This window comes from bacterium (assembly GCA_024224155.1).
GTDB lineage: Bacteria > Acidobacteriota > Thermoanaerobaculia > Multivoradales > JAHEKO01 > CALZIK01.
Genome location: JAAENP010000149.1, coordinates 36,348 through 49,253, shown reverse-complemented (window position 1 = coordinate 49,253; position 12,906 = coordinate 36,348). Strand labels below are relative to the sequence as shown.

Below are 12,906 nucleotides of genomic sequence, written 5' to 3'. Positions count from 1 at the left end.
AGATGAAAGACCGGCTATCTGAGTACTTGCGGGACCCGTTCCTTCGTCGCCTGTGGCGGGAAGTGCGACGAGCGGGGCCCCTGAGGTCGATCTCCGTCGACCTCACGCATGCCTGCAACATCAGATGCGACGGCTGCTACTTCTTCGAGGAGGGCATGGACGGCTTCCGGGCGCCCCAGGATGAACGCCTGTTCGACGCCTTCATCGAAGGGGAGACAGCGCGCGGGACCAATTTCGTTACGGTAGTCGGGGGCGAGCCGAGTCTGATGCTCAACCGCCTCCGCAAGATCTACGACAACTTTTGGATGAATGTGGCCACAAACGGTCTGCGCAAGATTCCTGTCGACGGATTCGAGAACATGCCGATCGGCGTTTCCGTGTGGGGGAACGCACAGACAGACCGAAGGCTGCGTGGTGGAGGCAAGCTCGACGTCTTCCGGGCCGCGCTCGACAACTATCGCGACGACCCCCGAGCGTTCTTCTACTACACCGTGACTCCGGCCGGCGCACACGAGATTCCGGAGGTCGTAACGCGCTGCGTCGAGAACGGCAACCGGGTGCTGTTCAACTTCTACGGCGAAGTGACTGCCGACTGTGCGGTTGAAGCGGACTTCGGCGACGCCCAGCGCGAGATCGAGAACGCGATCGCACGCTACCCCGAACGAATCCTGATCACCTCATATCTCAGCGGCGTCGTCACCGCGGGAGAGCTCTACGGTCAGCAGTGGGGATGGGAAGTCTGTACCAGCGTCAGCGCCGACAACGAGGTCAACCGGTGGCGACTCGCCAACGGCAATCCGTACAACTCCCACTTCCGCGCCTACAATGCCGATCTCAACTCGACTCGCCGCTGTTGCACCGGCGTGGACCGCGACTGTTCCAACTGTTTCGACGTCTGGGAACGCTTCTCCTGGGTGATGATCAATCTGCGCAAACACCTGGGAAGCAAGCGGGAGTTCACCTGTTGGCTCACCGTCATGTACATGTTCTACCTGATCAACCGGATCGTGGACTACGAAGAGGGCATCGAACTGCTGCCCGAGATTCATCGGCGAGTCCCCAGCTTTCTCGATCCGGGCTGGCCTTCGGCGCTCGCGAACGGCGGCCGCCTCGCCGAATCACCGGCGGCCGGCGGGAGCCTGACGACAACGTGAAGACTCGCGACTCCAAGAGCTGGCGTTACTTGACCGCCGACGCCGTGGGAGCCGCGCCCGGACTCGCCTTCGACGAGGCGATGATGCTCAATTACGGCCGAGATACTAGCGCGCGGATGAGCGCCTGTGGGACCGGGGCTTTGCGCCTCTATACCTACCGCGAGCACTGTGCCCTGGTCGGCCGCTACCAGCACCTGGAAGAGGAAGTGGATCTGGCGCAGTGCGCGGCTCACGACATCGAGATCGGACGTCGTCCCACGGGAGGGGGGGCAATCATCATGGGCCCCGGGCAGCTCGGAGTGGCGATCGCCGCGTGTGCATCCCCTGAGGAGAATCCTCGCGAGACGCTGCGCCGCTACGCCGCTGGCCTTGTTGCGGGCTTGGCCGGCCTCGGCATCATCGCGAGCTTCCGCTCCAAGAACGATCTCGAAGTTGGCGGCCGCAAGATTGCCGGTCTTGGCGTTTATTTCGATTCCCGCGGGGCCGTGCTGTTTCACTCCAGCTTACTCGTCGATCTGGACATCGAGACCATGTTGAAGGTGCTCAAGATCCCCGGGGCCAAGCTCTCGGACAAGGCGGTGGCGAGTGTGGCAGAGCGATTGACGACCGTTTCGCGCGAACTGGGGCACCGATTGCAGGCGCAGGACGTGCGAGAGCAAATGGCCGACGGCATCGCCCGCGCATTCGGGGTCAAATTGAGTCCTGACCGTTTCAACGCTGACGAGGCCCGGCGCTACCGAGAGCTGACCGAGCGCTACGCGAGCAGAAGTTGGATTCACCGGCGCAGCCTCAGGCGCGATGTACAAGCCACCTCGACCCTCAAGACCCCCCAGGGGCTACTGAGAGTGCATGTCGGCATCCACGGCGGGGCCCTCAAGAGCGTGCTCCTGACCGGCGACTTCAATGTCCTGCCGGCCGGGGTAGCGCGACTCGAGAGCGCACTCAAATGGTGTCGCGCAGAGCGCTCAGCCATCACAGAAGCCGTCCACCAGTGCCTTCACATGACCGACCTGGGCGCCCCCCCCGGGGAGGTGGCAGCCGCGATCTGGAGAGCCGTCTCCCGGGGAGTTCGGCTGAATCGGAGATCCCACCCCGTGCGCCCGACAGGATCCTGCTATTTCCCGGAGGCGGAAGTCACGGCGTCGCCAGCCGACGGCAGCGCGGCAAAGGAGAGGAGACCTCATGACGCTGGTTGAGATCGGCGAAGCCTCTCGGCCTGAGCAGCGAACGAGTCCGGACCACGTCCGAATCAGCTACGCCAGCGCCCTGGCTCTGCGATTCAAGTCCGGCCAGTTCATGCGCGCCTTCGACTTCGGAGGTATCAACTTGCTTTTGAACTACCCGCAAGGGTGCCAGTCGGATTGCGGCTACTGTGGTCTCGCCAGATCACGCAGTGGAGCCTACGAAGACAAGTCGTTCATCCGCGTGAAGTGGCCACTGGTCGAGACCGACGAGTTGGTCGATCGCATGGCGAGATATCGAGACCGGCTGACTCGGCTGTGCATTTCAATGGTGACCCACGGTCACGCCTATCGGGACACTCTCGATATCACCAAGCGCATTCGTTCTCGGCTCGAAACGCCACTTTCCATCCTGGTGGCGCCACCCACTCTCAACCGCGAGCGACTTCACGATCTGAAAGGAGCCGGCGCCGACATGATCGGTATTGGCATGGACGCGGTCACCGAAGAGCTGTTTCGGTCGATTCGAAGCGATGTTCCGAAGGGGAGCCTGGACTGGGACAACTACTGGGACATCGTGTTTGCCGCTCGTGACATTTACGGCCCCTGGAAGGTCAACTGCCACACACTTGTCGGCCTCGGCGAAAGCGACCGGGATCTCATGGAGATCTTCGAACGCCTCCTCGATCGCCAGATCTTCTCGTATCTCTTCTGCTTCAACCCCGAGCCGGACTCGAGGATGGCGGATCACGTCAAGAGCCCAGTGCGCCGCTGGCGCCGAATTCAGCTCGCGAAGTTCCTACTCGAGGAGCGTGGCCTCGATCCTCGGGCCTTCAGATTCGACGGTCAAGGCATGCTCGAAGCAATCCATACCCCGGCGGGGCTTGTCGACGCCGCGATCGAAGAGGGCTTCGCCTTCATGACCAACGGCTGCCCCGGATCCGGCGGCGAACCCGGCTGCACTCGCCCGATGGGAAGTTGGCGTCCGGGAGAGGCTCCGCGCGACTATCCCTGGCAACCGGCAGACATCGACCGAACACCTATCCGCAAAGAACTTGATCTCGAGTCGATTCTTCGACCCGGCCCGGGACCTGCGCGACCGCCCGAGCTCTGTGCACCGCCAGCAGCCGGTCGGCCTGACAGCGTTCTAGCTTAGAGTGTTGAAATGACGGCGTCCGAAGCCCTTTGGAAGGACCTCTTTGCCGTGACGCAACCGTACCTGAGCGACGCTTCGGTCCGGGCAGCGGTTGGCACGGCTCTCGAGCGTTCCGGGGACTCCGGCCGGACCCTCACCTCTGAGAATCTCCCGGAGGTGGTGGCCGAAGCAATGGTGGGTCTGCGGCTCTTTTGTGCGCCCGAGAAGTTCGGCGACCTGATGATGGACCTTACCGAGTACTGCGAACGGTTGAGCCAAGAACCAGCTGATTCAGATGGCAAGTCAGCGCGCTAGCGACAATCGGCGAGCGGGAAGGTTGGTGATTGTCAGTTGACCACGACTTGGTCGATCCAGCGCCTCGGCCGGTGAGTCCGTCCGCGTCCAGATCTCCTGAAGATGAACCCGCGGCTTTCGGTATGAACGTGCTTCGCGCAGCTGCGCATCGCCGGCCAGAACACGCGCGGCTGCCGCCTGGACTTCGTGAGCACCGGCTCGCACCCGAGCCATGGCCTCCAGGAGTGTAAGGATCTCGGCGCCTCGCACCTGCGCACCAAGCGCGATCGCCATGACGCCGAACAATGCCGCTGTGGATCTTGAGCTTCGAGACATAGCCGCATCCCTCGAGGTCCCTGTGGGACCTTCTACTCCTGAGAGACACGCCTACGCACCGAGGTTCCCGGTACGGATCAGGCGAGAAGAAGCTATCGAGCCACTCGCGGCTCGAACTCGACGACCAGCCGATCCCGAAGCTCCGGCGAAAGATCGCCTCCCTCGATCCAGCTGCAGGCCTCGCTAGCGAGGTCCAGACTCTCGATGAACGACCGGCAGCGCTCACACAGCTGTTCGTTGGGTACCGGAAACGCCGTACCGTGGTCCAGCGCGTCCATTTTGGCCTGTAGAAGATCCAGGCAAATCTGGCGCGAATGGTCGCCGCGATTCTGACCTTCTTGCGACAGCGCCTCCGCCAGCGCTGCCCTCAGTGCCAGGCGCCCGCGATGCACTCGGGTCTTTGCGGTCGCCTCCCGAATGCCGAGGATGGTGGCGATCTCACGTAACGACAACTCTGCGATCTCCTTGAGAACCAACGGCAGCCGGTAGTCGGCCGACAGCTCTCCCAGAGCTCGATCGACGATCTCGGTGGCCTCCCGGCGCAACTCGGCATCCAGCGGACCGTCGTCTTTCGAGGGAATCCGGGAGATCAGTTCCAGGCCCGACGGCAGCTGCTCGTCGAGTGATTCCGTTCGAGGAGGCTCGCCTGCGCGGCGGCGGCGCATACGTTGGCAACGGTGGGCCGCAATTGCGTACAGCCAGCTAGCGGGCGCCGAGCGCCCTTCGAACTGGTCCCACTTTCGATAGGCCTGCAAGAAGGTCTCCTGGACCAGATCCTCGGCATCTTCGCGATTGCCGCAGAATTTGAGTCCCAGGGTCAGAACCTTGCTCCCCAGACGCTCGACGAGCCCTGGAACGGCTTCTTCCGCCGGGATGCCAACCAGGGGATCGGGTCCCTGCGTGGTGTTCTCGCGCGATGTCATCGAGGAATTATATTCTCGACGTCCGCTTCAAGGATCGTCTGTGCGGCGCGAAGATGACGGACCCGCCTCAAGGGGTGGGAAAACTCCACCCGCAGGCTCGGTGCGGCTGACGAGGGATATATCACAGAATGCCGAAAAGGCGATTTTCTCACCCTGACCCACGGAGGTGCTGCGATGACCGTTCTCGAGACTGTCGAAGATGTTGAAGAACCGGCTCCCGACCTAGTCCTGGATCTCAAGGGCCTGGTTTGTCCGGTGCCCGTGGTCAAGGTGGCCAACGCCATCAAGGGACTCGAATTGGGTGGTGTGATCGAAGCCTCGGCCACAGATCCCGGAGTGCTCGCCGACATCCCCGCCTGGTGTCACGCCACCGGCCACGAGCTGCTCAAGATCGGCCGAAATGGCAGGGAGTTCGCCTTCTGGGTCAAGCGAACCAAATAGGAGAGTGCTTTGACTCGAGACGCGCTGCTGACTTTTGTTCTTTACGACCTGCAGCTCATCGCGCTGGCGATCTTCGTTCTGCTCTACGCAATCAAAATCCGCCAGCTACTCAGACTGCCGCTGCCCGTCGAGGGCGGGCAGGCCGACCAGAAGACGCCAACCGGGCGCGCCGTGGCCGCGTCCTACGCCTCGATCCTGTCACCACTCGCCATGGAAAGTACCCGGCGCCATTGGCGGCGGTGGGCCGTCTTTGCCGCCTACCATGTCGGGATCTTCGTCGCCATTACCGCCACCTTCACGATTCCCTTCACTCCGGGTCTCATGACGGGATCGGTTCGCCGGGCGGCTGCAATTTGCATCACCCTCGGTCTGCTTGCCGGCTTCCTGAAGATCTACTGGCGGCTGGTTCTGCCGGAGCTTCGTTCCATCAGCCGGCCAGATGATTTCTTCGGCCTGACCATCCTGCAAGTCTGGTTCGCGATCGCGATCCCGGCGGTGCTTCTCGACCACCCCGGCTGGCTTATCGTGTACTTCGTCATGACCGCGCTGCTCCTGGTCTACGTACCGGTGTCCAAGATCAGTCACTACATCTACTGGTTCTTTTCCCGCTATCTCTTCGGCCGGCGGTACGGCCGCAGAGGCGTTCTGTAGAAGAAGGGACCGAAGATGAGCGATATCGTCACGCTGGCCCACCAAGAGCTGGACAAACGCTACAACCGCCTGGTGGCGCTCAACGCCTCGAGCCTGTGCACTCGCTGCGGCCTGTGCGCCGACACCTGCCACTTCTATCTCGCGAGCGGCGACCCGGAAGTTGCTCCGGCAGCGAAGACCGAACGGGTGCGCAGCGTTTACAAACGACGGCACGATTGGCTGAGCCGCATCTTCCCGCGCTTCACCGGCGCGCGAGAGCTGACCGAGGACGAGCTCGACGCCTGGGTGGACGCCGCCTTCCGGCACTGCACGATGTGCGAGCGCTGCGTCATCAACTGCCCCATGGGCGTCGACACGCCGGTGGTGATGGCCGCGGCCCGTGGCACTCTGACCGCCGTCGGCAAAGCGCCGGAGATTCTGGTGCAGCTGGCGGATGCCGAAATCGCGAGGGCCGAGAGCCTCCACATATTCAAAGACATGCTCAAGGAGCAGATCGGCTTCCTCGAGGAAGAGCTGCGTGAGGAGACCGGTGATCCGGAAGCTTCCATACCGATGGAAAAGGAAGGCGCTGAGATCCTGTACGTTGCCCTCTCGGGAGCACACACGATCCTTCCCGCGGCCAAGATCTTCCATCGTGCCGGCGCCAACTGGACTCTCAGCTTGTTTGAAGCCTCGAACTACGCCGTCTTTCTGGGAGACATGAAGCGTGCCAAGGCGATTGCCCAGAGGATCATCGACGAAGGCACCCGACTGAACGTCCGGGAGATCGTCATCACGGAGTGCGGCCACGCTGTCTTCTCGTACCGCTGGAGCGTACCGGTCTGGTTCGGCGAGCTGCCCTTCCGCATCCGGAGCCTGGTCGAGGTCATCCACGACTACGTCCGCGACGACAAAATCCAGCTCGATCCAACGGCAAACCCCGATCCGATCACCCTTCACGACTCCTGCAACCTGTCGCGGAAAAGCGGCCTGGCAGAGCAGCCTCGAGCGGTGCTGGACGCAGCCGCCGCCGACTTTCGCGAAATGACACCCAACCGAGAAAAGGCCTTCTGTTGCGGTGCTGGAAGCGGTCTGGTCGCGGTCGAAGAGTGGCGCGATACCCGAATTGCTGCCGGCCAACCGAAAGCTGAACAGATCAAGAACACCGGCGCCCGAGTTGTCGTCACCTCTTGCGACAACTGTCGCCACCAGATCAGCGATCTGGGCGAACACTTCGGCCTCGACATTGAAGTCAGGAACCTGGCGGAGGTTACCGCGCGAGCGCTAGCCTGACACCGATAGCGAACACCGACAGGGAGTCATGAAGACACGATGACCGACGGTGAAGTTCGAGAGCCTGAAGTGGGAAGCGGGTTCACAGGCCGGGCCGAGGCTTGTCTTAGGGAAACCCGCCTAGACGGGTGGCCGAGATTCCACCCCCTGACCCGGCGCTCTGGCAGCCCTTATATCTCAAAATGTCGAAATGGTGATTTGCTGCCCCCGGGCGGCCCGCTCTCCAAGACACTCCAAGGAAAGGAAACCATGAGAACTCTTTCACTCGCGTTGTCGCTGCTATTGATCGGCGGTCTGCTGGCCCCGCCAATCGGTGCTCAAGAAGAAGGTCTCGAAGTGGAGGAAGCCGCCCCCGAAGCCATGGCGGACGAGCCCGCCCCTGAAACTGAGGGCGAGGAGACCGTGCAACCGGCTGTCGTCGTCTTGATGGATTCGCAGTGGGCAGAGCTCGCCTGCGAGGCCTGGAACGAGAACCCGACGCTAACCGACGAGCTGGCCGCGCCGGGCTGGGTCGCCAACAACAAGGACCGCGGCTACAAGGTCATCCAGATCTACCGCACGGACTGCGAGGCGTCGCCCTGGGTCGAGCTCCATATTGCCGACCAGGACGGCAAGGCCATTTGCGTTTATGGTGGACCGATCAAGACCGAGGAGCTGATCAGCGGGGTCGACTACATCATGCACGCTCAAACCCACCGGTGGCAGGAGATGGGGGCCGGCAACTACGGTCCGATGAAAGGCATGATAACCGGGCGGTTGAAGTTCAAGGGCCCGAAGTGGGAAGCCATGAAAAACATGGGCCCGTTCACGAGCTTTCTCCAGCTGGCGGGAGAAGTGCCCTCCGACGCCTCGGTCTGTCCCGAGGAAAGCACGAGTTAGGAGCACTCACATGCAACAGGTTCTGGCACGGGGCCCGAATTTCGTCTACGCCGAGGAGTTTCTTCGCGCTCGACACGGTGAGGACAGGTGGCGGCAGATTCTCGCCGCCCTGCCACCGGCGGCAGCCGAGGTCTGGAGTGACAATCTGCTCGTCACCGGTACCTATCCGTTCCAGGCCTTCAAGGACATGCTCGCGACTCTCGAGAAGGTCATGGAAGCGATTCCCGAAGAAGAAACCGCCCGGATGTACGAGTACATCGCCGATCGCAGTCTGACCACGGTCCACAAGTTCTTTTTTCGTTTCGCAGACCCCTCGTTCGTCATCAAGCGCTACCCAATGCTCTGGCAGCGCTTCTTTCTGGCGGGAGAGGTCCGCGTGCCGAACGCCGAGAAGGGCCACGCCGAACTCGAGTTCGAGCTGCCCGAGATCTTTCTCGACTGGCTTCCACCGGCCTGCGCCGGATACTCGAAACGAGCTGTCGAGCTCGCGGGTGCCAGCGATTTCAGGCTCTCCGAGTCGAGTCGTCGCGCCCTGGGCGACGGCCTTCACCTGATGAGCTACGAACTCTCCTGGAAAGAATAGAAAAGGGACCGCCTACGATTCAGCGCTGTCTTCGTAGGCTTGGGCCAGGGCGCAGATATTCTTGCCCAGCTCGAGCTCCGAGGCCTTGCTCTCGCCGACCTCCAGCAGGCCGGCATTGACCCGCTTGATGTCGATGTACTCCTTCGGGAACTTGGGCAGGCTCGCCAGGATGTAGGCGACGAACTCTTCTTCCGACTTCCGGGCCATCTGCAGTCCCTCGTTGGATTGGATCAGTTCGCCGAGGTTGCCTGCGAACAAGCCGCTATCGCCGGCCTCGCCCAATCCACTAAAGTGGGCGGGAAGGACCAGCGTCGACTCCGGCAGCTCGAGCAAGCGCCGCAGCGAGGCGTAGTGCAGCGGTGCCCAGGTGTCGCCGTGCCCTCCCAGATCCGGTCTGGCGATCGACTGGATGAAAATGCTGTCGCCGGTGAAGAGATACCGGCCGTTCCAGAGAAAAGCGACGTTGCCGAGCGTGTGCCCGGGAATGTGGAGCGTCTCTATCGTCTTGCCGCCGACCGTGAAGGTCTGGCCGTCTTTGAGATAGCGGTAGCCGATCTTCGCCGGCAGGACGTCGAGAGGATGAATCCCATCGTAGGGATGCAAATGATAGGGAACTTCGAGCTTCGCGGCGAGCTCGGGACCGCCGCTTATGTGATCGGCGTGACCATGAGTGTCCAGTACCAGTTCAATCTCGAAACGCTTGGCTTCCGCCAGGGCGACATAGTGGTCGATGTGGCGTAGTGGGTCGATGACGATGGCCTTGCCACCGCTTACGACGACGTAGCTCAAGCAGCCTCTTGCCGGACGGGTGACCTGATAGACCGTCGCGTCCCCTGCCACTACGGGTTTGATGTCGTAGTAGTCACCCCACGCTACCGTGCCGCCAGTCAGGTTGTAGGCCTCGAAGTCAAGCTGCCGCAGGGCCTCGGCGACGAACTCCGAGGTGTCGCCCTTCGCGCAGACTGCCAGAATAGGAACGTTACGCGGCAGCTTGTCGGCGGTTCCGGCTTCCAGGAACGCCTTGAAGGAGTCGGTTACCTCATCAAACTCGTCGAACTCGAGCATCTCGTAGTACGGCAAGTTGACCGTCGGCAGCGCCTTCTTGCCTTCGATCTGCCACGCTTCGAACTCGTCCTCGGCCCGAACGTCGAAAACGAAGAAGTCCTGGCTGCTATCGAGTTTCGTGTGGAGTTCTTGAGCGGACCATTCGGTACTGGTGGCTGTGTCGGTACTCATGTTCGAGGCTCCTTGGCTCTGCAACGAATCGATCCGGGGACGGCCTCAGGCGTACTTGGCGAGCAGGCTGGCCATGTCGGAGAGACGATCTTCAATCTCGGGTGTATGGCCGCTGCCGAGCTTGGCCCTGAACGCGCACGCAATCAGCTCGTAGAAGGCCTTGTTGAGCGCCCCCCGGGCTGCGGCCAACTGTTGCGCGACCAGCTCACAGTCCTTGCCCGACTCGATCATCTTCTGCACACCCCGTAGCTGGCCCTCGACTCGAGCCAGGCGACTGAGTAGTTTCTTCCGTTCGGCCTCGGTTGCAAAGACCTCGGCTTCGATGGCAGCTACCGGCATGTGGCCTCCTGGTTCGAAGAATTGGGTGTTTTGAGCCTCAGATGAACAGACTCGCCTTAGAGGTCAAGGCGTCCCCTAGAAAACTGGCGACTCCACCCGCTTCGAGCCCGTCGAAAGACGATACTATACCCAGTATAGTATTGTCAACCCATCTGCTGGCCCAGGGGCCAAGCCCTGAGCCCGGCCCCCTTGAAGGATCAAATAAAAATGAGCTGCGCGCCGGCGCTCTTGTCGTAGAAGTCCATGGCGGAGATCACGTCCTCAACCTGCGACACGAGGTCTTTTGTCTCCAACTTGAACATGTCCATGGCCATCCGGCAGCCATAGAGCCTCGCTCCGCTGTCACTCAAGATCTCGATCATCTCCCGCACTGGAGGAATCTCGAGCTTGCCCATCTCCTTTTTCATCATCAGGCTCGCCAGGGTCTCCATGCCGGGCAGACCGCCGATCATGGTGGGAATCGGCATGGACGGGTTACCGACGGTGGCGGTGTGAAGATGGTCGATCTTCTTCTCGGTCACGATGTCCAGGCCCCAGAAGGTGAAGAACAGGGTCGCGTCAATTCCCGACATTCTCGCCGCGTTGGCCAGAATCAGGCCCGGATAGGCCATATCGAGGGTTCCTTTCGAGCAGATGATGCTCACCGCCTCGATGGGCTTGCGTTCGGGCTTCTGTATGTCGTCGGAAAGAACGGTATCGACAGTGGGTCGTTCGAGGGTAGCTGTAGGCACTTTGTCTCCTTGTTTCGATTCGAGGTCAGATGCAACCTTGCGGCTTGGGCAGGCCCGACACCTTGGCGGCGAGTTTTCCGGGACCCTTGGGGAAGAGCTGATAGAGCTCCTTCATGTTGACGCTGGAGAGCTTCGAGATACGACGCAGACCGGGAGGGGTGCCTTGCTCTTCCGCGTCCTTGCGGCAAAAGTCGATGACCTCCCAGTGCTTCTCGGTCAGCGGGCCGATTCCGGCTTCGGTCGCAAGCGCTTCGGCGATTTCCTTGCTCCACTGGCCACTATCGACCAGGAAGCCCTCTTCGTTCACTTCTACTTCATGTCCTGCGTAGTTGACCGCTGGCATTCCTCTTTGACCTCCTTGCGCCCCGTATTAGATTACGCGGCTTTTTCGTGGGTTTGTTTCGGAGCGCTCGGACCGCCTGGCGCTTTGATGCTCTTTTTACCGACCATCGACATCCGATTCGAGATCGGCATGGGTCGCGCCGGTAGAAGGGCATTCCAATAGAGCCATCGGAACGAGAGCTTGCCGATGTGATTGAGTCGGCTTTCGCCGAGCAGTTTGAACGGGCCGACCGCCGGCAGGGGGTAGTGTCCCGGCAACGGCTCGGTGTAGTAGTTGAAGTCGATCAGAAGTGCCTTGCCGTCACCGCTCTCGATGAAGCAATTGGCATGGCCGTCGGAGCCCCTGTGGAGCTCCTCGCCGCGGATCGAGCGCATGACGTGCTCGGCCACGACCTCGCTTTGAAAGTGCGCCACCGAACCGGCCTTGGAGGTGGGCACATTGGCGGCGTCCCCGAGCACGAAGATGTTGTCGTGGCCGGCGGCCTGTAGCGTGTGGTTATCGGTCGGCACGAAGCCCAGCTCGTCACCCAACCCGGACTTCTCTACCACCTCGGCTCCCATGTGCGTCGGTACGGTCACGAGCAGGTCGTAGTTGACCTCGCGATCGTCGTACGAGCGCAGAATCCGCGAATCACCATCGACCTCGCCCGTGTTGAACTCGGTCTCGAGCGAGATCCCCTTCTCGTCCAGCATGTAGCCCAGGACGTCCGAGCAGGCCGGCTTGGTGAAGGCGCCGTCAAGCGGCGTGACATAGACCAGCTCCACTTGGTCGCGAATGCCTCGCTTCTTGAAGAAGTCATCCGCCAGAAAGAGAAACTCGAGCGGCGCTACCGGGCATTTGATCGGCATCTCGACGATGTTGACCACGAGTCTCCCGCGCTCGAACGTCGCCAGGGTGTCACGCAGCCGCTGCGCACCTTCGAGGGTATAGAAATCATGAATCGCTTTGCCCCAGTGTTCTCCCGTGAGGCCCGGAGTCTCTTCCGGGCAGATCCTCGAGCCCGTAGCAATTACCAGCTGATCGAAGTGCTGCCGATCGTGTCCCGAGAACGCCACCGTGCGCTCGTCGAGATCGATCTCCTCGACCCGCTTTTCTATCCAGTGGATGCCGGGCGCCAGTGTCTTCTCGCGCCTTCGGATCATCTTGGCTTCGTCGCGCGCACCGAACGGCAGGAAGAGCAGCCCCGGCTGGTAGAGATGCTCGGCTTCGGGATCGACGACCGTTGTCTGCCAGCCGCCGGGCAACTTGCTCCGAAGATGATTCGCCACCATCGTGCCCGCGGTTCCCGCTCCTAGGATGACTAGATCTTTCATCGGATTCTCCTGTGGACCCTTTCCAGCACTTGCGTCGAATCCATTTGTAGCAACCAGAAAACGCTCGTGGCACACCCGGCAGGGTGGTGAGCCGC

Annotated in this window: 16 protein-coding genes; 9 read left to right on the top strand and 7 right to left on the bottom strand. The window is 61.6% G+C overall.

The features are described from left to right. Nucleotides 1-2 precede the first annotated feature (2 nt). Genes GY769_08695 through GY769_08680 form a run of 4 tightly spaced genes read left to right on the top strand, consistent with a single transcriptional unit; the run spans nt 3 to nt 3,785 of the window. Entirely contained in the window at nt 3-1,154 is a 1,152-nt protein-coding gene (locus GY769_08695) for a hypothetical protein (GenBank protein ID MCP4201997.1), read from the top strand. After that, entirely contained in the window at nt 1,151-2,350 is a 1,200-nt protein-coding gene (locus GY769_08690) for a lipoate--protein ligase family protein (GenBank protein ID MCP4201996.1), read from the top strand. The genes GY769_08695 and GY769_08690 overlap by 4 nt, the downstream gene beginning before the upstream one ends. Further along, nucleotides 2,337-3,491 (top strand): radical SAM protein, encoded by a 1,155-nt coding sequence (locus GY769_08685; GenBank protein ID MCP4201995.1) that lies wholly within the window; start codon nt 2,337-2,339, stop codon nt 3,489-3,491. Before GY769_08690 ends, GY769_08685 begins: the two co-directional genes overlap by 14 nt. A gap of 9 nt (nt 3,492-3,500) precedes the next feature. After that, nucleotides 3,501-3,785: a hypothetical protein gene (locus GY769_08680; protein ID MCP4201994.1), complete on the top strand. Its 285-nt coding sequence runs from the start codon at nt 3,501-3,503 to the stop codon at nt 3,783-3,785. Here GY769_08680 and GY769_08675 read toward each other — a convergent pair. Then, on the bottom strand, nt 3,774-4,100 hold the full coding sequence (locus tag GY769_08675; GenBank protein ID MCP4201993.1) for a hypothetical protein: 327 nt from the start codon (nt 4,098-4,100) through the stop codon (nt 3,774-3,776). The genes GY769_08680 and GY769_08675 overlap by 12 nt on opposite strands. Before the next feature lie 92 nt (nt 4,101-4,192). After that, on the bottom strand, nt 4,193-5,023 hold the full coding sequence (locus GY769_08670; protein ID MCP4201992.1) for an RNA polymerase sigma factor: 831 nt from the start codon (nt 5,021-5,023) through the stop codon (nt 4,193-4,195). Between the two features lie 174 nt (nt 5,024-5,197). Between GY769_08670 and GY769_08665 the strand changes: the two genes are divergently transcribed. The 5 genes from GY769_08665 (at nt 5,198) to GY769_08645 (ending at nt 8,849) form a co-directional block, all read left to right on the top strand. Continuing rightward, complete coding sequence (locus GY769_08665; GenBank protein ID MCP4201991.1) at nt 5,198-5,464, top strand: sulfurtransferase TusA family protein; 267 nt, start codon at nt 5,198-5,200, stop codon at nt 5,462-5,464. Between the two features lie 9 nt (nt 5,465-5,473). Further along, nucleotides 5,474-6,115 (top strand): hypothetical protein, encoded by a 642-nt coding sequence (locus GY769_08660; GenBank protein MCP4201990.1) that lies wholly within the window; start codon nt 5,474-5,476, stop codon nt 6,113-6,115. Between the two features lie 15 nt (nt 6,116-6,130). Continuing rightward, on the top strand, nt 6,131-7,387 hold the full coding sequence (locus GY769_08655) for a (Fe-S)-binding protein (protein ID MCP4201989.1): 1,257 nt from the start codon (nt 6,131-6,133) through the stop codon (nt 7,385-7,387). Nucleotides 7,388-7,747: 360 nt separating this feature from the next. Further along, nucleotides 7,748-8,266: a sterol-binding protein gene (locus GY769_08650; protein MCP4201988.1), complete on the top strand. Its 519-nt coding sequence runs from the start codon at nt 7,748-7,750 to the stop codon at nt 8,264-8,266. Nucleotides 8,267-8,276: 10 nt separating this feature from the next. Continuing rightward, nucleotides 8,277-8,849 carry a hypothetical protein gene (locus tag GY769_08645; protein ID MCP4201987.1) on the top strand — a complete coding sequence of 191 codons (573 nt, stop codon included), beginning with the start codon at nt 8,277-8,279 and terminating at the stop codon, nt 8,847-8,849. 12 nt (nt 8,850-8,861) lie between these two features. On the opposite strand, the gene GY769_08640 is transcribed toward GY769_08645, so the two are convergent. The 5 genes from GY769_08640 to GY769_08620 all read right to left on the bottom strand — a co-directional run bounded on the left by GY769_08640 (nt 8,862) and on the right by GY769_08620 (nt 12,811). Then, nucleotides 8,862-10,085, bottom strand: a complete 1,224-nt coding sequence (locus GY769_08640; protein MCP4201986.1) for an MBL fold metallo-hydrolase — start codon at nt 10,083-10,085, stop codon at nt 8,862-8,864. Between the two features lie 45 nt (nt 10,086-10,130). Beyond that, nucleotides 10,131-10,424 (bottom strand): metal-sensing transcriptional repressor, encoded by a 294-nt coding sequence (locus GY769_08635; protein MCP4201985.1) that lies wholly within the window; start codon nt 10,422-10,424, stop codon nt 10,131-10,133. A gap of 197 nt (nt 10,425-10,621) precedes the next feature. Further along, nucleotides 10,622-11,035 (bottom strand): hypothetical protein, encoded by a 414-nt coding sequence (locus tag GY769_08630; GenBank protein ID MCP4201984.1) that lies wholly within the window; start codon nt 11,033-11,035, stop codon nt 10,622-10,624. Nucleotides 11,036-11,180: 145 nt separating this feature from the next. After that, nucleotides 11,181-11,498, bottom strand: a complete 318-nt coding sequence (locus GY769_08625; protein MCP4201983.1) for a TusE/DsrC/DsvC family sulfur relay protein — start codon at nt 11,496-11,498, stop codon at nt 11,181-11,183. A 32-nt stretch (nt 11,499-11,530) separates the two neighbouring features. After that, the gene (locus tag GY769_08620) at nt 11,531-12,811 is read right to left on the bottom strand and encodes an NAD(P)/FAD-dependent oxidoreductase (protein ID MCP4201982.1); all 1,281 of its coding nucleotides are present in this window, start codon (nt 12,809-12,811) and stop codon (nt 11,531-11,533) included. Nucleotides 12,812-12,906: the final 95 nt, after the last annotated feature.

Bases quoted from the DNA above. Each gene is read 5' to 3' on its own strand.
- GY769_08695 (MCP4201997.1), top strand. From the start codon at position 3: ATGAAAGACCGGCTATCTGAGTACTTGCGGGACCCGTTCCTTCGTCGC.
- GY769_08685 (MCP4201995.1), top strand. From the start codon at position 2,337: ATGACGCTGGTTGAGATCGGCGAAGCCTCTCGGCCTGAGCAGCGAACG.
- GY769_08680 (MCP4201994.1), top strand. From the start codon at position 3,501: ATGACGGCGTCCGAAGCCCTTTGGAAGGACCTCTTTGCCGTGACGCAA.
- GY769_08675 (MCP4201993.1), bottom strand. From the start codon at position 4,100: ATGTCTCGAAGCTCAAGATCCACAGCGGCATTGTTCGGCGTCATGGCG.
- GY769_08670 (MCP4201992.1), bottom strand. From the start codon at position 5,023: ATGACATCGCGCGAGAACACCACGCAGGGACCCGATCCCCTGGTTGGC.
- GY769_08665 (MCP4201991.1), top strand. From the start codon at position 5,198: ATGACCGTTCTCGAGACTGTCGAAGATGTTGAAGAACCGGCTCCCGAC.
- GY769_08655 (MCP4201989.1), top strand. From the start codon at position 6,131: ATGAGCGATATCGTCACGCTGGCCCACCAAGAGCTGGACAAACGCTAC.
- GY769_08650 (MCP4201988.1), top strand. From the start codon at position 7,748: ATGGCGGACGAGCCCGCCCCTGAAACTGAGGGCGAGGAGACCGTGCAA.
- GY769_08645 (MCP4201987.1), top strand. From the start codon at position 8,277: ATGCAACAGGTTCTGGCACGGGGCCCGAATTTCGTCTACGCCGAGGAG.
- GY769_08640 (MCP4201986.1), bottom strand. From the start codon at position 10,085: ATGAGTACCGACACAGCCACCAGTACCGAATGGTCCGCTCAAGAACTC.
- GY769_08635 (MCP4201985.1), bottom strand. From the start codon at position 10,424: ATGCCGGTAGCTGCCATCGAAGCCGAGGTCTTTGCAACCGAGGCCGAA.
- GY769_08630 (MCP4201984.1), bottom strand. From the start codon at position 11,035: ATGGCCTATCCGGGCCTGATTCTGGCCAACGCGGCGAGAATGTCGGGA.
- GY769_08625 (MCP4201983.1), bottom strand. From the start codon at position 11,498: ATGCCAGCGGTCAACTACGCAGGACATGAAGTAGAAGTGAACGAAGAG.
- GY769_08620 (MCP4201982.1), bottom strand. From the start codon at position 12,811: ATGAAAGATCTAGTCATCCTAGGAGCGGGAACCGCGGGCACGATGGTG.